Origin of the sequence: Erysipelothrix amsterdamensis (assembly GCF_940143175.1) — a bacterium.
GTDB lineage: Bacteria > Bacillota_I > Bacilli_A > Erysipelotrichales > Erysipelotrichaceae > Erysipelothrix > Erysipelothrix amsterdamensis.
Window position 1 is genome coordinate 525,929 of the sequence record NZ_OW659496.1, and the last position, 23,608, is coordinate 549,536.

At 37.0% G+C, this 23,608-nt stretch carries 22 protein-coding genes; 18 read left to right on the forward strand and 4 right to left on the reverse strand.

Going from position 1 to position 23,608, the window contains the following annotated elements:
- Positions 1-27 precede the first annotated feature (27 nt).
- On the reverse strand, positions 28-804 hold the full coding sequence (locus tag NMG63_RS02490; RefSeq protein WP_254007380.1) for an alpha/beta fold hydrolase: 777 nt from the start codon (positions 802-804) through the stop codon (positions 28-30).
- Positions 805-1,122: 318 nt separating this feature from the next.
- Between NMG63_RS02490 and glmS the strand changes: the two genes are divergently transcribed.
- Positions 1,123-2,934 (forward strand): glutamine--fructose-6-phosphate transaminase (isomerizing), encoded by a 1,812-nt coding sequence (glmS, locus tag NMG63_RS02495; RefSeq protein ID WP_254007381.1) that lies wholly within the window; start codon positions 1,123-1,125, stop codon positions 2,932-2,934.
- A gap of 61 nt (positions 2,935-2,995) precedes the next feature.
- Here the strand turns inward: glmS and NMG63_RS02500 are convergent, their stop codons facing one another.
- On the reverse strand, positions 2,996-4,315 hold the full coding sequence (locus tag NMG63_RS02500) for a C1 family peptidase (protein WP_254007382.1): 1,320 nt from the start codon (positions 4,313-4,315) through the stop codon (positions 2,996-2,998).
- 193 nt (positions 4,316-4,508) lie between these two features.
- On the opposite strand from NMG63_RS02500, the gene NMG63_RS02505 reads away from it, so the two are divergent.
- From NMG63_RS02505 to NMG63_RS02525, 5 genes are all read left to right on the forward strand, one after another.
- On the forward strand, positions 4,509-4,901 hold the full coding sequence (locus tag NMG63_RS02505) for an Hsp20/alpha crystallin family protein (RefSeq protein ID WP_254007383.1): 393 nt from the start codon (positions 4,509-4,511) through the stop codon (positions 4,899-4,901).
- Between the two features lie 98 nt (positions 4,902-4,999).
- The gene (locus tag NMG63_RS02510) at positions 5,000-6,325 is read left to right on the forward strand and encodes a CCA tRNA nucleotidyltransferase (protein ID WP_254007384.1); all 1,326 of its coding nucleotides are present in this window, start codon (positions 5,000-5,002) and stop codon (positions 6,323-6,325) included.
- The gene (locus NMG63_RS02515; RefSeq protein ID WP_123171728.1) at positions 6,322-7,023 is read left to right on the forward strand and encodes an ABC transporter ATP-binding protein; all 702 of its coding nucleotides are present in this window, start codon (positions 6,322-6,324) and stop codon (positions 7,021-7,023) included. Before NMG63_RS02510 ends, NMG63_RS02515 begins: the two co-directional genes overlap by 4 nt.
- Positions 7,017-10,034, forward strand: a complete 3,018-nt coding sequence (locus tag NMG63_RS02520) for an FtsX-like permease family protein (RefSeq protein ID WP_254007385.1) — start codon at positions 7,017-7,019, stop codon at positions 10,032-10,034. The genes NMG63_RS02515 and NMG63_RS02520 overlap by 7 nt, the downstream gene beginning before the upstream one ends.
- A 235-nt stretch (positions 10,035-10,269) precedes the next feature.
- On the forward strand, positions 10,270-11,598 hold the full coding sequence (locus tag NMG63_RS02525; RefSeq protein WP_254007386.1) for a hemolysin family protein: 1,329 nt from the start codon (positions 10,270-10,272) through the stop codon (positions 11,596-11,598).
- Here the strand turns inward: NMG63_RS02525 and NMG63_RS02530 are convergent.
- The gene (locus NMG63_RS02530; RefSeq protein ID WP_123171725.1) at positions 11,595-12,020 is read right to left on the reverse strand and encodes an RrF2 family transcriptional regulator; all 426 of its coding nucleotides are present in this window, start codon (positions 12,018-12,020) and stop codon (positions 11,595-11,597) included. The two genes, NMG63_RS02525 and NMG63_RS02530, sit on opposite strands and share 4 nt — an antisense overlap.
- 133 nt (positions 12,021-12,153) lie before the next feature.
- Between NMG63_RS02530 and cysK the strand changes: the two genes are divergently transcribed.
- From cysK to holA, 12 genes are all read left to right on the forward strand, one after another.
- Complete coding sequence (cysK, locus tag NMG63_RS02535; protein WP_254007387.1) at positions 12,154-13,083, forward strand: cysteine synthase A; 930 nt, start codon at positions 12,154-12,156, stop codon at positions 13,081-13,083.
- Positions 13,084-13,276: 193 nt separating this feature from the next.
- Positions 13,277-13,894, forward strand: a complete 618-nt coding sequence (locus NMG63_RS02540; protein ID WP_254007388.1) for a GntR family transcriptional regulator — start codon at positions 13,277-13,279, stop codon at positions 13,892-13,894.
- A 255-nt stretch (positions 13,895-14,149) separates the two neighbouring features.
- Positions 14,150-16,759, forward strand: coding sequence for an alanine--tRNA ligase (gene alaS, locus NMG63_RS02545; RefSeq protein WP_254007389.1), 2,610 nt, complete (start codon positions 14,150-14,152; stop codon positions 16,757-16,759).
- Positions 16,760-16,814: 55 nt separating this feature from the next.
- The gene (locus NMG63_RS02550) at positions 16,815-17,075 is read left to right on the forward strand and encodes an IreB family regulatory phosphoprotein (RefSeq protein WP_003773065.1); all 261 of its coding nucleotides are present in this window, start codon (positions 16,815-16,817) and stop codon (positions 17,073-17,075) included.
- Positions 17,076-17,510 (forward strand): Holliday junction resolvase RuvX, encoded by a 435-nt coding sequence (ruvX, locus tag NMG63_RS02555; RefSeq protein ID WP_003773066.1) that lies wholly within the window; start codon positions 17,076-17,078, stop codon positions 17,508-17,510.
- Position 17,511: 1 nt separating this feature from the next.
- On the forward strand, positions 17,512-17,853 hold the full coding sequence (locus tag NMG63_RS02560; RefSeq protein ID WP_254007390.1) for a DUF1292 domain-containing protein: 342 nt from the start codon (positions 17,512-17,514) through the stop codon (positions 17,851-17,853).
- Positions 17,795-18,919, forward strand: coding sequence for an endolytic transglycosylase MltG (gene mltG, locus NMG63_RS02565; RefSeq protein WP_254007391.1), 1,125 nt, complete (start codon positions 17,795-17,797; stop codon positions 18,917-18,919). The genes NMG63_RS02560 and mltG overlap by 59 nt, the downstream gene beginning before the upstream one ends.
- A gap of 16 nt (positions 18,920-18,935) precedes the next feature.
- On the forward strand, positions 18,936-19,565 hold the full coding sequence (gene udk / locus NMG63_RS02570; protein ID WP_003773072.1) for a uridine kinase: 630 nt from the start codon (positions 18,936-18,938) through the stop codon (positions 19,563-19,565).
- Positions 19,566-19,588: 23 nt separating this feature from the next.
- The gene (gene greA / locus NMG63_RS02575) at positions 19,589-20,059 is read left to right on the forward strand and encodes a transcription elongation factor GreA (RefSeq protein WP_003773073.1); all 471 of its coding nucleotides are present in this window, start codon (positions 19,589-19,591) and stop codon (positions 20,057-20,059) included.
- A gap of 64 nt (positions 20,060-20,123) precedes the next feature.
- The gene (locus NMG63_RS02580) at positions 20,124-20,567 is read left to right on the forward strand and encodes a ComEA family DNA-binding protein (RefSeq protein WP_123171720.1); all 444 of its coding nucleotides are present in this window, start codon (positions 20,124-20,126) and stop codon (positions 20,565-20,567) included.
- Entirely contained in the window at positions 20,558-22,285 is a 1,728-nt protein-coding gene (locus NMG63_RS02585; RefSeq protein ID WP_254007392.1) for a ComEC/Rec2 family competence protein, read from the forward strand. The genes NMG63_RS02580 and NMG63_RS02585 overlap by 10 nt, the downstream gene beginning before the upstream one ends.
- Positions 22,282-23,217 (forward strand): DNA polymerase III subunit delta, encoded by a 936-nt coding sequence (gene holA, locus NMG63_RS02590; RefSeq protein ID WP_254007393.1) that lies wholly within the window; start codon positions 22,282-22,284, stop codon positions 23,215-23,217. Before NMG63_RS02585 ends, holA begins: the two co-directional genes overlap by 4 nt.
- 22 nt (positions 23,218-23,239) lie before the next feature.
- Here the strand turns inward: holA and rpsT are convergent, their stop codons facing one another.
- Positions 23,240-23,503: a 30S ribosomal protein S20 gene (gene rpsT, locus NMG63_RS02595; protein ID WP_254007394.1), complete on the reverse strand. Its 264-nt coding sequence runs from the start codon at positions 23,501-23,503 to the stop codon at positions 23,240-23,242.
- Positions 23,504-23,608: the final 105 nt, after the last annotated feature.

Below are 23,608 nucleotides of genomic sequence, written 5' to 3' on the forward strand. Positions count from 1 at the left end.
ACAATCAGATTGAGCTGATTGTTTTTTTTATTCTACTTTATATATTTGAATCGTGTCATCGTCATCAAAGAAATGATAAGCTAAATCAGAAAACGATTCAGGATGGGCAAGCACCGCTGGATACTTCCCATTTTTAAACAAATAAATCGAGGTATGTCGAACTTTTTTAAGCAGACAATTATAAATATGAATGTAATGACATTTACGAATGCGCTGATCATCACGACAACCCGTTAAAAGAAGGGGAGCACGTAAGTTACTCAAATCATCGAAGTAGGGCGTATTCCCAAATTCTAAGATCGCTTTAGTTTCATTTACCACTGTTGTGTGCCATTTTTTCCCATGAATTCTTCGGAGGTTAAATTTTCCCGGTATACTGGAAAGTAACTTTCGACGCTCAAGTGCGAGCGATTCAAGAAATTGAGGACTTGATGATTCACCTTGAAAGTTATCAGCTATGATTTTATGGATACGTCCTGGCTCTTTGAGGGCAATGTTAACAGCAACAATAGCACCACCACTCATTCCCACTAACTTCACATCACGATAATCTTTAATATGAATAAGTTCTAACACTTGAGCGGCTTCATAAGCCCAAATATCAAGCGGGAATGCATCAATTTGTTCGGATTTTCCATAACCTAAAAAATCAATAAGCACGACTTTAAAGTCATCTTTATATAAATCAATAATCGGTTTAAAAACATCAGATGATGATGCATTACCATGTAGGAAAATTAAGGGGTCTCCCATACCGAATTCTTCATAAAAGATCTCATGCCCCATAAAATTAAAATAAGACATTGTGTAACCTCCAAAATTACAATATGCACATTATAGCAAACTCTTATGAATAAAACACAAAGAATGATTAAGTTCTAATTATTACCCCAAATAGATGTTTAAGAAAAAAAATAATAAGGATAAAAAAGACTGTGATAAAATAGAAAAAGAAAGGAGGATTTATAGGAATACAAGCGCCTGGCTCATAGAGAGCGACGAGGAAAGAGGAGAATCGAGACTTCGGCGGATGCCTCTTCGGTTATATGGAATCGTAAGATAAGGACAAATAGAACAAATCCCTTATCAACCATAATCTTAAAATAATAGGAGATATATAATATGTGTGGAATTGTAGGATATGTTGGCACGCGAAATGCTGTCGACGTTTTAAGCGTGGGATTATCCCACTTAGAGTACCGAGGGTATGACTCAGTTGGTTTAGCGATTCAAGAAAGAAAAAAAATAAAAACGTATAAAGAAAAAGGAAAAATTAAGAATTTAGAAAAGCAACTTGAAACAGCTCGTAAAGGTGAACCTTCCTGTGGTATTGGACATACGCGTTGGGCAACGCATGGTCGTGCGACTAAAAATAACGCACACCCACATGGCACAGAAAATGTAGTGTTGGTACATAATGGCATTATTGAAAATTATTTAGAGTTGAAAGAAGAATTATTAGCACTTGGTTACAGTTTTGTATCAGAGACAGATTCTGAGGTTGCGGCCAAGTATTTGGATTATCTAATAAAGCAATCAATCTCAAATCAAAAAGCCATTGAATTACTGTGTGACCGGATTCGTGGTAGTTATGCTTTTGCGATCATGTTTTTAAACGAACAGGATGTTCTTTATGGTGTTCGGCACGGCAGTCCATTGTGTTTAGGTATTGGAAAAGAAGAAATGTTTCTCGGTTCGGATATGTCACCCATTTTGAGTTATACCAATGAGTACATGCTGCTCGATGATCGTGAGATTGTTCGTCTTGAATCGGATTCGTTTGTGGTGTACCGATCCGATGGTATCGAAGTTAAAGATAAAGTAATTCATTTTGCGAATTGGAATCAAGAATCATCCGATCGACAATTGTTTGAGCATTTTATGCTTAAGGAAATACATGAACAACCTGATGTACTTGATCGAACTTTACGAACTTATACACAAGCTGATGATGAGGGTTCGTTAAATGTTTCCTTGCCCATCCCGTGTGATTTCTTTACAAACATTAAAACCATCCACATTATTGCATGTGGAACGGCCCTTTATGCAGGGTTATGCGCAAAGTATTGGATTGAAGATGAAACAGATTATCGAGTCATGATTCATACAGCAAGTGAGTTCCGCTATAATCCTTTAAAACTCAATGACGCTGATTGTGCATGGTTTATTTCTCAAAGTGGGGAAACAGCAGACAGTCTTGCGTGTTTACGCATGGTGTCGAAACAAGGAATTCGAACACTTGGAATTGTGAACTCTCAAGGGTCTTCAATTGCGCGTGAGGTCGATGTGTGTATTTATACCTGTGCGGGATTTGAAAAGTCAGTTGCAAGTACAAAAGCATATACGGCGCAGTTAGCGTTGCTTTATCTCATCACCTTAGTACTTCAAGACGCGAAACATCCCCACCAAGCACTTGTCAAGCTTCAACAATGTATCACCGCTCAACAATCTTTACTTGAACAAAAAGATGAGATTCAGATACTTGCACGAAAGTTTATAGATGTCTCGGCTGTGTTTTTCTTAGGTCGAGGTCTAGACTATGCGACGTCCGTTGAGGCATCGCTTAAACTGAAAGAAGTTTCCTATGTTATGAGTGATGCTTATCCAGCAGGAGAGTTAAAACATGGAACGCTTGCCTTGATTGATTCGGATGTTCTTTCTATTTTTACTTTAACGCAAAGGAACACCAAAGAAAAAACACTCAGCAATGTGCAAGAAGTTCAAGCAAGAGCGGGTACGGTTCTCATCATCAGCAGTGACGTTGATCTATCGAGTACTTATGACGAAGTTCTAACGATACCGAAGGTTGATGATGCATTGATGCCTTTTATTAGTGTGATTGCACATCAATTATTCGCGTATTATAGTGCAAATATCAGAGACTGTGATATTGATTGTCCGCGTAATCTTGCGAAATCAGTTACAGTAGAATAAAAAAAACGTATCTTCGGATACGTTTTTTCGTTTATCGTTGTGATTCAAGATACACTCAGTGCTATTTCACAAACGCAAGAGCCCCCATTGGATCCCATGGTTCAAGTTCAATAACTTCATCGCTTTCGAGAGCTTCAAGATAATCTTTTGGTACATATTTCTTATCTACCATAACTTGGTAGTTGTATTCATCAAACCATTCATCCGTCATGGTGTAATAGCCTTTACGTGCATTACGATCAGTTCCCCAACTGTTTTCAACGTTCCAACGTGTTGGTTTTCCATTTTCATCCAAATTAACGCCGACAAAAACCATTGCATGTGTCATTAAACTATCGCCATAATCAAGACGACCGGCTTTATCGAGATTTAATTCAGTATTCAAAACGCCTTTGAAATCAAAGGCATCTTTAGCCATAATACCATTATCGCGATCATGCATTTGTCCAACATCACATCCAAACCAGACAGGTTTTCCATCTTGAAGTTGCGCAATTGCAGCCTCTTTTAAGATATGACTGGGTGCATTCACATACTTAATTGGATCGGCTTCTTTTACCGTACCGAGATATTTAACAGTAAATGCTTTTCCATAAGGCTTATCTTTAGTAGGGGCATTAATAATACTTACTTTATCCTTAAGATTCCAACCTACATACTTATTCATAAAATCAACCGGTGTAATGGTATCGATTTTTTTATAGTTGCCATCTTTATCATGGTATTCATAACTGAATGATTCAGGTGGTGTTCCAAGACATAAACATAGAATATGATAAATTTCATATAACATTTCATCTTTACTACGTGGGTTTTCGGATTCGCGCAGTTCATAAGCAAATTCACGAAGTTTTGAAGTGATGATTTTATTCATAAATGCGGAATTTGAACTGTGGTAGGTTTCAGGCATTGCTTCTTTAGGAACAACACCGTATTTTTCTAAGATTCCTTTAAACATATCCCATTGACCACCATCTTGAATAGGACCTGATAAAAGATGTTGAATTAAACGACCATCGGTTGGTTCGTCTTTAGTTTCTAGAATGCTTTCGAGAAAGTAATTTGCTTTTTCGAGTTTATCCCAAAAGAATGGATACGTTTCCGAGAATTCGAATGAATCAACGTTTAGACATCCAAGAACATCGGCGCGCATTGTGTTAAGGGATGCGAACATCCAGCAACGTCCACTTGCCTTTTGATTTGTAATTTGACCTGTTTTTGCTTGAACAGAAAAGGCATCAGGGTAGCGTGATGATAATGAATGATCTACAGCGATGTCGTGAATTCCGTTGTGTGTCACTGCGTTTTCGAGCGTACAAGCCGCTTTATTATTTTGATATTCCGATTTAAATTCGGATAACAATGATTTTGAAATAGTCATTATAGGACCTCCTGTATTAAATTAGGGACACCTAATTTAATTGGTATTATACGCCTGTATAATAAGTGTGTCAAGAAAGGCTAACCTAATTTCTATCCTTTAGCACTCTAATGTTGACAGTGCTAAAGGATGTGGTATACTAAGGGTGTAATAGCACTCTGTTAATGGGAGTGCTAAAATAGGAGGTAATTATATGAAACAAACAGTAAGACCGACAACACTTTTAGAAAGCTTGTTTGGAGACGATTTTATGAATAACGCAGGTTATGGAACCGGTATTGATATCTATCGTGAAAATGGAAGTTATTACGTAGAAATTGAAATGCCAGGATTTGAAAAGGAAGATATTGATATCGAATTTAGTGGTGATATCTTATCCATTCAAGCAACACGTCGTGAATCAGAAGAGAGCGAAGCGAAAAATTACTTTTATCGATCACGAAATCAAAGAAATATTAAACGACAAATTCGTTTTGCGGAAGTTGATGCGAATGCAATTGATGCAAGTTACGAACAAGGTGTACTCCAAATTACACTTCCAACAAAAGTTGAAGAACAGAACTCTAGTAAGATTCGTGTTCAGTAGAAAAGAGGAGAAATCCTCTTTTTTTTATTTGTTAATTTTTGGTGAACAATGCTCACCTTCGAACGAAGGGTGTTATAATTTAAGTGGAGTTGATGCAAATGATCGAATTATCTAAAAATATTGAAACCGTGATGATGGAGCTTACTGACCGTGGATTTGAAGTTTTTGTGGTTGGTGGCTTTGTTCGTGATGCGCTAATGGGACATCGATCATTTGATATAGACTTATGTACCAATGCTTTACCAGAACAACTTTTAAAAATTTATGAAAAATATTCACTTGAATCAAACGGTCATGATTATGGTGTTAAGTTTATGTTCGGTGAAGAACATTTTGAAATCTCTACAATGCGGCTTGAAGGGGATTATGAGGATGGTAGACGGCCATCACGTGTAGAATTTATTAATCACCTTTTTGATGATTCAAAGCGTCGTGATTTTACGGTGAATGCTCTTTATTATCATCCGCGTCATGGTTTAATTGATTACTATAATGGGGTCGATCATTTAAAAAATCATAAACTTCGTGTTATTGGCGATCCTAAAGTTCGTTTTAAAGAGGACGTATTACGAATTGCGCGTCTTTATCGCTTTAAATCGGAACTCGGTTTTGATATTGATGCAGAAACATTATTTGAGGTACAATCACAAATAGAGTCACTTCAACGTCTAAAACTTGTACAAATTTATCCTGAACTATCACGTTATTTGAAGGGACCCTATTTTTTAGAAACAAGCCTTCACTGTCCGGAATTCTTAATGACACTTTTTCCGCCGCTCAAGGCAACGCTAGGATTTGATCAGCATAACCCTTTCCATGAATACTCGCTATACGAGCATACCATTCGTACAATGCAAGGAATTCCAAATCGCGTTGATTTGAAATTGGTTGCTTTGTTTCATGATTTAGGAAAAATTAATGTGCAAACTGTAGATGATTTGGGTATTGCACACTATCCGGGTCATGCGCAAGCAAGTTGTATCATTGCGCGCCCTTATTTTGAAGCATTACAATTCTCAATTAAGAAGCGGACGTATTTAGAGAAATTGATTCTTGAACACGATTTAAAAGTACAACCAGTATCTGCGCAACTCCAACAACTCATCCGAGTTCATGGAATTGAGTGGGTTGAGGACTTAATGGCAGTAAAGCGTGCTGATAACTTAGCGAAAGGTTCGCGAGCACAGTATCAGCTACAACGATGTACGCATATAAGTCAAATTATCCAAGAAATTAGAGATCAAAAACATCCTACATCCATTCGTGATCTTGAGATCACGGCGTCGGACTTAAAAAAATTAGGTATTGAAGGAAAAACAATTAATAAGTATTTAAATATGTGTTTGGATTGTGTTATTGAAGGAACGCTTCCAAATACACATGAAGCACTGTTGAAGTGTCTTAAGGAGGTTATTGAAGGATGAGTTATATTGAAGTTAAAGATATTACAAAAGTATACAAAGTTGGAAACGTTGAAATCTCAGCATGTGCAGGGGTGGATTTTTCTATTAATAAAGGTGAGTTTATCGTTATTGTTGGACCATCCGGTGCTGGGAAAACAACTGTAATGAATATTATTGGTGGTATGGATACGCCCACTTCGGGGAGTGTTACCATCGATGGAAAAGCAATTACTGGCATGAGTGATCGAGAAATGACGGCTTATCGACGTGATGATGTTGGGTTTGTTTTTCAATCATATAACTTAATCCCTAATCTTACCGCTTTGGAGAATGTGGAACTTGCGACTCAGATATGTAAAGATGCTAAGAACCCTCAAATAATTTTAGAACAAGTGGGTCTAGAGAAACGTATGGGAAATTTCCCGGCGCAAATGTCAGGTGGCGAACAACAACGTGTTGCGATTGCACGGGCAATTGCTAAGAATCCGAAGTTATTACTTTGTGATGAACCCACGGGAGCGCTGGATACTGAAACGGGGCAACAAGTTCTTCGGGTGCTTCGTGATTGTTCTGATATCTATAATATGACGGTAGTGATTATTACTCATAACCAAACCATCACACAAATTGCAGACCGAGTTATTGAAATAAAAAACGGTAAAGTTGAACGAAATTGGGCTAATGATCATGTGAAGTCGGTGGATGACATCTCATGGTAAAAGATATCCTACGCGAAATTAAGGCGAAGTGGTTTCAGTTTGTTGCGATCCTTATAATCACCGCGTTGGGGGTTGGTTTTTTTGTTGGGATTCGTGTAACAGGATATGACATGCGTGCTACGGGTGATCGATACATGAAAGAAAGCGAAGTGATGGATTTAGAATACCGTCACAGCCTTGGTATTGATCAAGCAATGTTGGAACAACTCAGTGGTATTGTGGACGGGGATGCAGTCGGTGTCTATGACGGCGATGCATTTATTGGCCTTCGCGATGTTGATGGTGTGATGAAAGTCATCGAAATAAATCAACAAACAGAAAAAGATATTACCCTTGTAGATGGACGAATGCCCACTCAAAAAAATGAAGTAGTGGTTGATAAAGTACTTCATGAACACCGTGGTTTTGAACTCGGAGATACTGTAAAATTAAAGAAAAATGATGTATTTAAGGCAGCAAATCTTAAAATAGTCGGCTTTGCGGAATCCAGTTTGTATATGAATCTCGAACGGGGTCAAAGTAAAATAGGATCTGGAAATGTACTTGGGTTTATGTATGGTCTTGATTTGGATAAAGAAATTGATGTATTCACCAGTGCACGCTTTGTGTTTGGAGAAGATGTTAATATTGAAGCGCAAAAAGAACGTATAAAAGAGCAGGAAGCGGCGATCTCATCGCAACGTTTTGACCGTGCTTCAAAGCCAGAGCTTGAAAAACTTCAAGATGCTCAAAAAGAATTAGATCAAAAACGTCTCGAAGCAGATCAAGAATTTGCGAAAGGGTCCCAAACGCTAACGCAAACAAGACTACAGCTCCAAGATGCTCATGAAGAACTTGAAAACGGAATTCTTGAACTCTCATCTCAGCCTGGACCAGGAGACTTACAAACAAAACTTGATAGTGCAGTGCGTCGCTTTGCTCAGACTGTGGGAGAACGTGAAAACATTCTAAAAGGTTATGAAGCAGAGTTGGCTAAAGGTCAAGAACAATATAATTTAGGACTGACTGCTCTAGAGGCTAAACGCCCAGAAATTGATGCGTTAAAGGAAAATGTTGATACACTTCCTGAGCCTCAAAAAACAGAGGCATTGGCAGCAATTGCGGCTTTTGAAAAAACAGAAGCAACCCTTACTGCTTCCAAAGCGGAACTTGATAAAAATGAGGCGGAAATTAAAGCTGGTTTTGAAAGTTTAGAGCAAGGGAAGGCGAAATTTAAAGAAGGACAAGTGCGGATTCAAAAAGGAATCCAAGAATATAATTCAGGACTTAAAAGTTTAACCGAAGCAGAACGTGCTTTTGATCTCAAGAAAACGGAAGTATATGGTCAAATTGAATCAGGTCAAAAAACAATCGATGACGGTTTAAAAGAACTTGAAGAAACAGACCACGGAAAACTCTACCTACTTGATCGGGAAGATGTCCTTATCGGATATCGTGAATTTTACCAAGACAGTGATCGCATTGAAGCGATTGGCCAAGTTTTTCCACTCATCTTCTTCGGTGTTGCGATTCTTGTAACACTAAGTACCGTGACGCGTATGGTCGATGAATCACGCATGCAAATGGGTGTCTATAAGGCACTTGGGTATTCTTGGCTCGCATCAGCGATGAAGTTTGTTGGGTTTACCGGACTTGCATGGATTTTAGGCTCAATTCTTGGCTTAATCATGGGATTCTATATGATTCCCACGCTTATTTATAATGCATATCGCATTATGTATCTAACACCGGAACTTGAAAGTGGCTTTGTATGGAGTTATGCAGCGGTTCCACTACTCATTAGTTTTGTTTCCAGTGTTGGTGTTGCAATGATTAAATCGATGTCAGTGAGCCGTGAAAAGGCTGCAAACTTGTTACGTCCACCACTTCCAAAAAGTGGTCAGCGAATTCTTCTTGAACGGATACCTATGTTTTGGAATCGACTCAGTTTTCTATATAAAGTTAGTCTACGAAATCTTTTTAGAAACAAAACACGCTTTGCCATGACTGTTGTTGGGATTGGCGGATGTTGTGGTCTTCTTATAACTGGATTTGGTATCAAGCACTCAATCTACTCAATTGTTGATAAACAATTTGATGAAGTTGTTCAATACGACGGTATGGTGCTCTACGATCAAGAAGTTTCTACAGAGAATATTACCGTTACAGAGTCAATTCATATTGCGACCGAAGCGGCAAAAGTAGATGATTTAGATGTAACGCTTTATGTTGCGGAAGATTTTAAAGCGTTACCAAATTTTATCCAATTAAAAGATCGTCATACAAAAGAACCAATCTCTATTGAAAAAGATCCAATTGTGATTACTGAAAAACTATCAATCTTAAAAAATGTGGATGTCGGTGATGTTCTCACGTTCAGAGTGAATGAACACGATTATGAGTTTGAAATTGGTGGGATTTCAGAGAACTATGTTGCCCACTATATCTTTATGAGTGAAGCACAACATCAAGCCATAACCGGAAAAAAATTACCTGAAAACATGTATCTCTTTAATACACCGGATGATCATGATCAGGTGGCAGAGCAATTGCTTCGTCAAGATTCTGTATTTAACGTCAGTTTCTTAGGTGATATGCGTGAATCGTATCAAGACATGATGGGGAATTTCGATATTGTTATTTATGTTATCGTGGGTGCTGCATTCGCACTGGAAGTGATTGTACTTCTAAACCTTATTACTATGAATATTAGTGAACGTTATAAAGAACTTGCGACCTTAAAAGTTCTTGGCTTTTATCCTAAAGAGCTTGCAACGTATATCCTACGTGAAAATATAATTCTGACCTTAATCAGCCTTATATTTGGTGTTGGATTTGGATATTTCCTCCACCAATTTGTGGTGGTACAAGCAGAATTGGATGCAATCATGTTTAATCGAGAGTTGTTACCAATGAGTATTGTAATGGCTATCGTATTAACATTCGCGCTTTCAATTATCATAAACGTCCTCATGGCTCGCCGTGCAAACCATGTGAATATGAGTGAAGCATTGAAGACATTTGATGATTAAAATTTAAAAAGAGGCACATGCCTCTTTTCCATAGTTTGTCGTTTCACTTTGAAATTATGATATAATATTAAATAATATCGTTTGAACGATTATGCCTCAGTATTGACAATTGAGGAGGTAGTTTGTAGAATTACTGTTATAGAAAATTTGGAGGATTGTTTGTGGAAAACAGTGACCAGGATAGTTATCCTAAAAGGAATCAAAAATACAGTGTAATTATAGGGGGGGTTCAATAATGTTTGTACAAATCATAACCCTATTGTTTTTAGTACTCTTAAATGCTTTTTTTGCAGGAAGTGAATTAGCGTTTGTTTCAATTAATAATAACAAACTTAAAAGTATGGCAGAAGAAGGACATAAGAAAGCACAACGCGTCTTAGAACTTAAAGCAGTTCCGAACCGTTTCTTGTCAACCATTCAAATTGGTGTATCCTTGGCAAGTATTTTATCGGGGGCATTTGCTTCAGAAGCGTTTGCGCAAGTTCTTACAGATTGGGTCGTACAAAATGGTTGGATGGCTGCTTCGGTTATGAAGCCAATTTCAATGATTTTGATTACACTGTTGACGTCATATTTAATGCTTGTTTTTGGGGAACTTGTTCCAAAGCGCATTGCGATGACCAGTCCAGAAAAATTTGCTTTTTTTGTAGTCTATCCCATTTCAGCCTTAGCAGTCTTTACGAAACCCTTGGTAAAAGTGTTGTCGGTATCGACGAATCTTGTACTGAGAATAATTGGAATTGATCCTGATAAAGCTGAAGATGAAGTGACGGAAGAGGAAATCCGAATTATGGTTGATGCGGGTGAAATTGATGTCACGGAAAAAGAAATGATTAATAATATATTTGAATTTGATAATCTCGATGTAGCGGATATTATGACTCACCGTACAGAAGTTGTCGGTATTGATGTATCCAGTTCTTTTGCGGACATTATGGAACTTGTTGATGAAGAACGTTATACACGTTATCCCGTTTATGAGGATAGTATCGATAACATTATCGGTTTAATTCATTTACGTGATTTATTGCGTTATGTTAAAGATCATCGTGATGATGAAGTGTTTGAGATTAAAAAAATTATTCGCGAACCTTACTATGTTCCTGATTCAAAACGTACGGATGAACTATTTAGAGAATTACAAAACAGTAAGATGCATTTTGCTGTCGTGATTGATGAGTACGGTGGTACTGCTGGCATTGTGACGATGGAAGATCTTATTGAAGAAATTATGGGTAACATTATGGATGAATACGATGAAGAAGAGGAACAAGAGATTGTTGCTGTGAATTTGGATGAGTATTTAGTTGATGGGGCCTGTGATATTGAAGATTTAGAAGATGTACTCAATATTAATCTTCCTGTTGAAGATTACGATACTGTTAGTGGTTTTGTCGTCGGTCAAATTGGACGTCTTCCAACTGAAGAGGATGTACGCGAAGATTTATCAGATGTCATTTATCATGGATATCGTTTCTCCATTATGGAACTTGATGAAAAAGTTATTGCACGTGTTCGTGTAACAAAAGAAAAGGAAGTCGATCTCGACTCCCTTGAAGATTAGATGTAATACATATTACCGTCGCCGGATTCATTCTTAATGAGTTCGGCGATTTCTTTTAGTTTAATGCCTTTTAAAGTCTCACGAAGTGCTGCATCAATGGGTGTGTATAAATGCGTACATAATGCTGCGTTTATAATATTATCATCTGTTGATGCTGGTGTTTTTTCGAAAAGCGATGGCTCTAAAGCATTAAGTATGTTAAACATATTACATTCTTTGGATTTTAAATAATAGCCTCCCGCAGGACCTTTAACTGCGTCAACGAGATTGGCTTGTTTTAAGCTGGAAAAAACTTGTTCAAGATAAATTTTAGAAATGTTTAGATGCTCAGCGATGTTCACAAGTGTTGTAAGTTCCTGATCGTTGATGTGCATATAAGTCATCGCGGCGATGCCGTAACGTGTTCGTGCGGATAATTTCATGTCATCACTCCTTATTACCTATAATGTTATGTCTTTTAGTATGTAATGTCAATGAAACTGAAAGAGTGTTTGGATTGACACGAGTACAATTCGTTGTATAATACATATATAACATATAGGTAAAGGTGATAATATGAAAACATATAAAAATATAACAGAACTTATTGGTCGTACTCCACTTGTAGAATTGAATAATATCTCAAAAGAAGCAGGACTTAAGAAGCCAATTCTTGCGAAAGTAGAGTTTTTTAATCCAGGTGGTAGTGTTAAGGATCGTATTGCATTCGCAATGTTGACGGAAGCACGTAAGCAAGGTCTCGTTAATGATGATACCGTCATTATTGAACCTACAAGTGGTAATACCGGGATTGGTCTTGCATCCATTGGTGCATCAATGGGTCTTAAAGTAATCTTAACAATGCCAGAAACAATGAGTGTTGAACGTCGTAATTTATTAAAAGCTTATGGTGCAGAGTTGATTCTTACGGATGGTGCTTCTGGAATGAAAGGGGCCATTGCTAAAGCTGAGGAACTTGCAAAAGAATATGAGAATTCATTTATTCCATCACAATTTGATAACAGCGCTAATGTTCAGGCGCATTACACAACCACAGGTCCAGAAATCTATGCAGATACAGATGGCCAAGTTGATATCTTTATTGCGGGTATTGGTACTGGTGGAACCATTACAGGTACCGGAATGTATTTAAAAGAAAAAAATCCAAATGTTCAAGTTATTACGGTTGAACCTGAAAACTCAGCAGTTCTTTCTGGAGAAAAACCTGGACCGCATAAACTACAAGGTCTAGGTGCGGGTTTTGTTCCTTCAATTCTTCAAACAGATATCTATGAGGAAATTATTCGAATTACGGACTCAGAAGCATTTGTTGTTGGTCGTCAGTTAGCTCAAGAAGAAGGTTTGCTTGTTGGGGTATCTTCAGGTGCTGCGGTTGCTGCTGCTGTGAAGGTCGCACAACGTCCTGAAAATGAAGGGAAGACGATTGTTGTTGTTCTTCCAGATACCGGTGAACGTTACTTATCAACACCAATGTTTAACGAGTAATTAAAGTCTAAACCTAAAATTATAAATTCAATGTATGAGATTTTTTAGTTAAATTTAAATCAAAAGGTATTTTCTTATATGAAAGGAAATGCCTTTTTTAGTAATAGTACATTTTTAAGTTAGTGTTTTTTATTTAAACATAGAGAATCTATGGTAATATTTAAGATATAGAGTGAATGCGAGGTTAGAGATAATGACACAGAAGAAACAAGCACGATATCAACAAATAGCACTTGATATTGCGGCGCGAATTGCACGTAATGATTTAATAGAAGGTGAACGTATTTCGGGTCGTTCTATTTTATCCAGTGAATATGGTGTATCTCCAGAAACAATTCGTAGAGCAATGAGTCTTCTTGAAGAGGTTGAAGTCGTGCATGTTGCGAATAATTATGGAGTTATCATCGGTTCAAAAGAATCAGCCATTGCTTACTTAGATTCATTTTCCTCGGTTACAGATGTTACTCAGCTCAAACACCGTCTAAATGCATTAATGGATAAACGTCATGAAATTGATGAAGAAATTCGGATTATTATTAGCCAAATCGTGGATTTATCAGGTCGATTTTCTTTTTCTGATCCTTTAAAACGATTTGAATTTACATTACACTCGGGTTCGAAATTAATTGGTCAAACAATTGGAAGTTCTGCGTTTTACCAAACAACGAAGATGACAATTATTGCATTGAATCGTCAAGGTACGATGATTTTATCGCCAGGACCGGATGCAATTTTTGAAGAAAATGATGTTCTCGTAGTAGTAGGGCATGTAGCGGATGTTGTTAAGGTAGAAATGTTAGTTCAAGGCTAGTCAAATAAAGTGTGATGTGGTAAGATTATCATGAAAAATCGTACTAAAGATATATTGGTTTTGATGGAACTTTTAGAGACAAGTTGGTTGGTGAAAAACTTGAGTGACATGAAATCGATGCTCCTTTAGAAGATGAGGAAACTCCGTATTGTTTGCGTTAAAAACAGGAGAGATGTATACACTTGTATAAATCAGGATGGTACCGCGTGAAAACGTTCCTGGATGGAATGTTTTTTTTATGTTTAGGAGGAAGTTATGAAGCAACTTACAAGTAGTGAAATAAGAACAATGTTTTTGGATTATTTTAAAGCACAAGATCATATGATTGAACCGGGTGCACCCCTTGTTCCAATTGATGATGATACCCTTTTATGGATTAATTCGGGTGTTGCAGCGTTAAAGAAATATTTTGATGGTCGCGTTAAGCCGAAGAAACCGCGTATTGCGAATGTTCAAAAATCATTGCGTACTAATGATATCGATAATGTTGGTAAGACTGCACGTCACCATACATTTTTTGAAATGCTCGGAAATTTCTCAATTGGAGATTATTTTAAAGAGGAAGCGATTGGATTCGCGTACGAGTTTTTATTTTCAAGTGAATGGCTTGATTTGGATGTAAATAAAGCATATTTTAGTGTGCATACTGATGACCAAGAAGCTTTTGATATTTGGGTTAATAAATATAATGTCAGCCCATCACGTATTTTACGTACTGATGATAACTTCTGGCAAATTGGTGATGGCCCTTGTGGTCCAAACTCAGAAATATTTTATGATCGCGGTGAGAAGTATGATCCAGAGCATATTGGAGAACGTCTTTTCTTTGAAGATCTTGAGAATGACCGTTATGTTGAAGTATGGAATATCGTCTTTTCTCAATTTGATGGTGTTGAAGGTGGCGACATTCATACGTTTAAAGAGCTTCCACAAAAAAATATTGATACGGGAATGGGTTTTGAACGTCTTGTAAGTATTGTTCAAGATGGAGAGACAAACTTTGATACAGACTTATTTATTCCTATTATTCAAGCAATTGAAGCTTTAACACCTCTCAAATATAAAGATAATGTTATGGCATACCGTGTTATTTCAGACCATATTCGTTCGCTTGTATTTACACTAGCGGATGGAGCTGTGTTCTCAAATGAAGGTCGTGGTTATGTTTTACGTCGTATTCTTCGTCGTGCGGTGCGTTTTGGTAAAGTTCTAGAGATTGAAGGAACATTCCTCCATGCATTGGTAGATGATGTGATTGCTGTTATGGGTGATTCGTATCCAAACCTTGCTGAACATCGCGATATGATCGTTAAATTGATTTTGAGCGAAGAAGAACGTTTTGCGAAGACTTTAGCTGGTGGTGAAAAATTACTTCTTGATACCATTGAAGCAAATCAAGAGGCTGTGATTACAGGGGATGTAGCCTTTAAACTTTACGATACATATGGTTTCCCTATTGAATTAACTCAAGAGATTGCTGAAGAGCATCATGTTTCAGTTGATCTAGAAGGTTTTAAAGCTTCACTTGAAGAGCAAAAAGAACGAGCACGCAGCAGCCGCCAAAAAGTTGAATCGATGGGTTCACAGCAAGAAGACCTCTTAAATTTCAAAGAAAATAGTGAATTCATTTACGATGTTTTTGAAACTCAAGGTCGTGTTGTAGGGTTGTTTGTTGATGGAAAACGTGTTGACGCATTTACAGGCAAAGGTCATGTTGTGTTCGATAAGACATGTTTCTATGCTGAAAGTGGTGGACAAGTGGCCGATACGGGTACAATTGAGTCGGATAGTGCTAAAGGTAAGGTCTTGGATGTCAAAAAAGCGAACGGTGGACAACCACTTCATTTTGTTGATGTTGACGGAACGATTACGATGGGACAACTCTTTGATTTGAAAATTGATGCGAAACGTCGTATTTTAATTCGAAAAAATCACTCATGTGTTCACTTATTACATTCTGCTTTAAAAGCGGTAGTAGGGGATCATGTTTCTCAAGCAGGTTCTTATGTAGACGAAAACTACTTCCGTTTTGACTTCTCACATTTTGAAAAAGTTACGGATGAACAACTTGAAAAAGTTGAACTCATGATCAATCAATGGATTGCTGAATCACTTCCAATAACTGTTGTTGAGAAACCGCTTGAAGAAGCAAAAGCAATGGGAGCCATGGCATTATTTTCAGAAAACTACGGATCTGTCGTTCGTGTTGTAACGATGGGGAATGCATCTATGGAATTATGTGGTGGTACTCACGCCCATGGTACTGGAGAAATTGGTGTCTTTAAATTAGTTTCTGAAGAGAGTGTTGGTTCAGGTGTGCGTCGTATTCTTGGGAAAACAAGCTTCGGTGCATACACATCTTATAAAGAAACAGAATTCGAAGTTGACGCGATTCGCACGCAACTTAAGTTATCACCGCAAAAATCAATCAAAACTAAGATTGAAGAAATGGAAGCAGAAATGAAGCTGTTAGAAGGTAAATATAAACTAATGATGGTGGATGTTCTTAAAGCTAAAACTCAAGAATATATTCAAATGGCGGAAGTTGTTGGAAATGACTTAAGTTTTGTATGGATTGACATGGATGATCAAGAAATGAATGTTGTGAAAGAACTTGTTGAGCGCATCCGTGATCATGTGGATATCGTTTTTGTTGCAAATCATAAAGCGTCATCCGTTAATTTCGTTGTAGGATGTAGCGATAAGGCAATTAAAACAGGTGTTAAGGCAGGGGATTTAGCAAAAGAAGCTGCAATAACAACAGGTGGTAATGGTGGTGGAAAACCTAATTTTGCTCAAGCTGGTGGTAAAGATATCACCAAGATTGAAGATGCCAAATTAGTGATTTCTAACAAAATCGCTTAATAACTTTATCTTTTAAGGTTTATACGATAAAATAAGAATAAAGGATGTGATATAAATGTCGAAACACAATGTGACAGAAACAATGGCTTTCAATTCAGATGAAGTTCGTCGTGATCGAATTAAAGAAATCCTTGCTGAAGTAGAATCAGCACTCGAGGATCGCGGCTATCAATCAGTAAGTCAGATTTCTGGGTATTTGATTTCAAATGACCCAGCATATATTTCTTCACACAATAACGCGCGTGTGAAGATTCAGGAAGTCGAACGTTACGAAATTATTGAAGAGTTAGTGCGTTTTTATCTTAGTGAGAAGTAAATGATTGGTAAGATAATTGGTCTCGATTTAGGGTCGAAAACATGCGGTGTAGCACTATCCGATGGGCTTGGAATGTATGCTCATCCAGTTGAAACATTGTATTATAAAGTCTCAATAGACGAATTAAAGGAACCGTTGGATTCTTTAATTAAAAAAGAGCGCGTAAAAGTTATTGCACTGGGATTTCCTAAGATGATGAATAATGATGTTGGGGAACGTGCACAAATTTCTGAAGAGTTTAAAAAGACATTGGAGTCTTGGTTTAACTGTGAGGTTGTTCTGATTGATGAACGACTTACAAGTGTGGTTGCAAATCGCCAACTCATTGATCAAGATGTATCACGAAAAAAAAGAAAGAAAGTTGTCGATCAACTTGCGGCCGTTCACATACTACAAACGTATTTGGATAAACGCCGTTTTATGGAGGGAAATTAAAATGGAAGAAAAATCACTTATTGTCATCAATGATGACGGAACCGAACAAGAAATGGATATCCTATTTACATTTGATGACGATACATTTAATAAAAAATACGTCTTATATGTAAGCCCTGAAGACACAACAGGTGAAGTTTTTGTTTCAAGTTATGTTGAAGATGGAACATTAAATGCAGTTACCGATCCTAAAGAATGGGCAATGATTGAAGAAGTATTCAATGCTTTTGTAATCCAACACGATGAATCAAATGAAGAAGGCGCATGTGCTTGTGGTAAAGATCATGAAACGTCTGAAGATCATGAGTGCAGTTGTGGATGTGGACATGACCACTCACACTAAGAAAATTCTTGGTGGCCTCGTGCTTGTGTGTGTGATTGCGGTTGTAGGTTTTATGCTTCTATTCAATATCAACACACAAAGCATTTCAAAGGACAGTCAAACTGTTCTTTTTAATGTGAATGAAGGTGACACGATGTCAACAGTGATCGACCGCTTAGCGGATGATGGAATTGTTCGTTCTGCTTTTTTTACTAAAATCAAAGCGAAGTTAGGGCATCACGATCAACTCTATGAAGGTCAATTTAATCTTGATAAGAGTTGGGATGTCGATCGTATTCTTGAGTATCTCGAAAAACCATCTTATGAACATGATAAGACCGGTTCAGTTGCCATTACACTTATTGAGGGAAGCTGGGCCAAGGATATTGCTAAGAAAATTGCTTCTGAAACAAATACAACAGTAGAACGTTTTTTAGAACTTTGGAATGATCCAAAATATATTGAATCATTAATGTCTCAATATGAGGTTCTATCAAAAGATTTACTCAAAAATAAAGATGCAAAAGTATTGTTAGAAGGATATCTCTATCCAGATACATATGAGTTTAATGCTAATAATTCTGAGGAAGAAATTACAGAACGACTTATTGCTAACGGTAACGATAAGTATCAAAACTATAAAGATCAAATTGATTCTTTAGGGATGACGCCATATCAACTTTTCAGCTTGGCGTCGATTGTTGAGTATGAAGCTCCGGGATATGAAAACATGCAAGATGTTGCAGGTGTATTTATGAATCGACTAAAACAAGGGATGAAACTTGAATCCAGTGTGACGATTTGTTACGCGCTTTATGAATTTGAAGATTGGGATGATTGTGAGTCAATGACCAATAATCAAATTGATTCCCCTTATAATACCTATCGTTATGAAGGCATTACTCCGGGACCGATTCTTAATCCTTCACAGTCTGCGATTGAAGCGGTGATTAACTATTCACATCATGACTATTTATTCTTTGTTGCGAATGTTAAGGCAGATAAAAACGATCCAGATTATGGAAAAATATATTATTCAAAAACATTTGAAGAACATGACCAACGTGTCAAAGAGATACTCAATTAAGTATTAGGAGGCTATAATGAGTCCAATTGTTATTGGGATTGCTGGTGGAAGTGCATCCGGTAAATCAAGTATTGCGAAAAAGTTAAAAAAACATTTTGATGAAACACAGAAAGTCGTCATTATTAAAATGGATGACTATTATAAAGATCAAAGCCACTTACCAATGGAAGAACGATTGGCTACCAATTACGATCATCCATTTGCATTTGATATGGATTTACTCGTTTCTGATATGGAGTCTTTAAAATCAGGTGTATCAATTCAAAAACCTGTATATGATTTTATGAATCATACCCGAAGTCAATATTCAGAAGAAATTCAGTGTAATGATGTTATTGTTTTGGAAGGGTTGATGACGTTAGACGACGCTCGTTTACGTGATCTTCTCGATATTAAAGTTTTTGTGGATGCACCGGCAGATATTCGTTTTATTCGCCGTCTTGTACGTGATGTCAATAAACGTGGACGTACGTTGGAGCACGTTATTGAGCAATATATGTCTACAGTTCGTATTATGCATGAACAGTTCGTAGAACCCTCAAAACGTTATGCTGATATTATTATCCCCGAAGGGGCTCATAACACAGTTGCTATTGATTTACTTACAACTAAAATAAGTAGTATCATTGGTACGAGTGTGTTATAATTTTTATTCAAGGAGTGATGAACATGACAGAAAGAATTCCTGTAACACAGGCTGGTTTAGATGAATTAAATCGTGAACTTCGTCAATTAATCGAAGTAGAACGTCCAGAAGTTATTGAAGATTTAAAAGCAGCACGCGCACAAGGTGACTTGTCTGAAAATGCTGATTACGATGCAGCTCGTGATCGTCAAGCACGTGTTGAAGCTCGTATCCGTGAAATTGAAGCGACTTTAACTAAAGTTGAAATTATTGATGGAGACAAAGCAAAAAAACATAAGACAGTTGGTCTTGGTGCAACGGTTACAATTTATGATATGGAAATGGAAATTGAAGAAACATTTTCAATCGTTGGTTCTGTTGAGGCAGATCCAGAAAATGGTAAACTTTCAAACGTTTCACCACTTGCTCAAGCTATGAACGAAGCTAAAGAAGGCGACGTTGTTGAAGTTCAAGTCGATGAACCTTATGAAGTTAAAGTTCTAAAAATTAACTAAGAAGCGAAAGCTTCTTTTTTTATGGTTCTAAACTTTGGTTGCATAATTAACTAAGGGGTGGTTGATGAAATTAATTGTGCTGTGTTTCTTCCTTGTAGGTTTTGTTTCCTTAGGATTGATTGGAAGGTTGGAGTATAAAAAAAAGCCGGAAATTACGGTTGAAGTGGATTCGAAATCATATCACGTGCCTGTTGAACACGACGATACATTTCAAAAAATTCTTAATCGTATTGGAATTCAGGTTTCAAATTTAAAAGAAATACCCGAAATAGATTCTTTTAAAGAAGGACAAGTGATTCGGCTTGAATCAAAAAAACAGTGTATCTCACTGAACATATCATCTGCCCAGGAGTTAATTCAAATAAAAGGTATTGGTCCTCGCAAGGCGGATGCGATTCTAAAATATCGCATTGAACATGAAAAGTTTATAAGCGTTGAAGAACTCTTAAATATTAAAGGCATTGGTCCAAAGCTTTTAGAACGTATTAAGGATTCGATATGTGTTTAGTCTATGGATTGCTTCTTGGAACCTTGATAGACGACTTAAACTTAAAAATTATGGTGTGTTTTGCCTGGACTGGTTTTCTATTTTACCGTAAGCATTGTTTTCGATATCTGTTTCCATTCTTATTTCTCATTATGATTATGATTCATCAATGTATCATACCAATTGGTGTTGTTGTTTCGATGGGCGAGGGTGAATTGTGGCTCAATGTTTTTAACCGAAAAATACGCATTCCGGTAAGCTATGAAGGCAATATTGGTGATGTGTTGTGGTTATCTAATGACCCTATGCAGTCGGGTCATTTTAATAAACTTGGAACACTCCCATTGATGGGGACAATCTATAACGCGATGAGTGTGTATCCAAACATCCAATCCTATTTCTTTAGTCGAAAGGAATCATATTTATCTTTAATTTCATTTCAGATTCGATCGCTTTCTGAATTTGTCGTAATCATAAAGAAACGGTTTGGTATTCCAATGAAGATGAAGACGATACGAGTTTGTGTGGCACTTTGGTATCAATATCTGTTTGGTGTAAATGCTTCAAATCTTAGTATTTTGTTGCGGCAAGTATGTTCTCAGAGAATCACGATGATCCTTTTGATTTTATTATTTCCACAACCACTTAAGAACCCATCATTTGTCATTGTCTATGGACCTCTGTTACTGAGAAATCTGTCCCGCATATTTCAAAACATACCAGAGTGGTTTCTTCGGTCTGTTTTGGTTTTTTATTCCTGTAAACGTTTGGATGTTATGAGTATGATTTTGGCCAAAATCTTAAAACCGCTTTTAGGATTCATACTATTTACAATGTATGTACTTATTCTAATAGGTTTGCCGTTAGATTTACACGATTGTTTTTATTCATTATGGATTAATGTGAATGTTTTAATACAAGAGCGGTTTACGGTTTATGGCTTGCCACCATTGGTATGTTTATTATTTTTGTTTAGGTCAAACTCAGAATTCAAATCTGCAGTTAGATTGGTTTTGATCGCGTTTGTGACAGTCTATAATCCCAGCTATACTGTAACATTCATTGATGTTGGACAAGGGGATAGTATTTTGATACGAACTCCGTTTTCGTTTCATACAACATTGATTGATACGGGAAGACCTTCTGCGTATTCTGAGGTTCGCCGTGTCTTATCAGATTACGGAATACGAACCATTGATCAGTTTATCATTACCCATGCAGATCAAGATCATGATGGATCAAGAAATAGAATTCTAGAGGATTATAAGGTCGGTTCAGTCATTGACAAGAAGGGGTCTTCACTTAAAGTGCTTCATGAGTTTTTGGAAGACAGATGCTATGCCACAAAAAATGATAACAGTCTTATATTGGGTTTGAAGATTAAGCATTATGTTTTTTTGTTTATGGGTGATGCGTCAAAAGCCCAAGAAAGAGATTTAACGCGATTATACCAATTTGAAGAACCGATATTTCTCATTAAATTGGGTCATCATGGTTCAAGAACTTCGACAGACCCGAGGTTTATTCACGACTTAAAACCTCGGTTTGGTCTTGTAAGTTCAGACCCATCCAAATATGGTCATCCTCATAGCGAGGTAATTAATACTCTCGATACATATGGGGTTGAAATATTAGAGACTTCAAAACTTGGAACCATTGATTTTGTGTTCACACCATTCTTTGATTACTTTGTGTCAAATCGCGGTCACTTTGGTATAATAGGTTTGGTGATAAGATGATAGATGTAATCGTAGGAAAAGAACCCTCTCTTGTTAAGAGCAAGGTTCAAAGTATCATAAAGGAATATGAAAATCAGTACGGTGTTTTTGATGTGTCACATTTTGACACGCGTGATAAAGGATTTGTTTTCGATCACGTTCTTGAGAGCGCTCTGACTGTATCGCTTTTTGGTGATAAAAAGGCGGTAGTTTTAAACACACATGATGAACTCATAAAAGAAGTGGAAACAGCACTGAGTACGTTGATGTCACAATCGATGTTTGATGTAAGTCTTATTGTAATCTTTGAGAAAAAACCATTGGTAAAGTCCGTTATCGGTAAAGCGATTGCGAAGCATGCACGTGTTCATCAAATTAAAGACATGGATGTTGGTCAACTTAGTTTGCTGATGAAGCAAGAAATTGAGCGCCTTGATTTTAAAATGTCCAATGCCGCTATGGTTGAATTGTTAGATCGTGTTGGTAATGATGTAGCACGTTTATATCAAGAGTTGAATAAATTGAGCTTGGTGGGTGAACCGATCGAACAAGAACAGGTTCGTCAACTCGTAGCTAAAAACATCGATGAAGATATTTTTGCGATTTCAAATGCACTTTTAGAAAAAAAAATTGGTAAAGCTTTTTCAGTTTATCAAAATTTACTTGCGCAAAAGGTAGACCCGCTCGCGCTTTTAGGTTTGATTGGCAGCAGTATTCGTAAAATCTACCAAATTAGTGCCTTGTATGAACAAGGTGTTTCAAACAAAGGAATTGCGGATCGTTTGTCACTTTCAGAAAAGCAGGTCTATTATTTGGTTAAAAATCAGATGCGCCCTTCCTTCGGATTGTTGAGTTTATTAAATCAGCTAGCGCAGATTGATCAAGATGTTAAACAAGGAAAAATTGATCGCTTTGTTGCCTTTGAGTTATTTATGTTGGAAGCGATGATATAAAAAAATAACCTTCGTATGAAGGTTATTTTAATGTGTTAAGTTTTAATGATAAATCTGATTTTTTTCGTGCTACGTAGTTTTTGTGATGAATATTACTTGTAATCGATTTATCCAACAATGAATTGGATTGATTGAATAGGATCACTGCCTTTTCCTTGTCGCCCGATTCAATTGCGGAATTAAAACTGCGTAGAGCTGTTTTTAAACTTGAACGTTGGCTCTTGTTTGCAGCTTCCGATTTGCGATTCGTTTTAGTACGTTTTGCATTACTTGCGATAATTGCCATAAATTGCCACCTCCCAGTATAGTCTAATTGTACCACGTTTAAAGTTTCCACTATGTGTAAGTTCAGTGATATAAATTTCACATTGGAACGAATAATGTTTTTTCT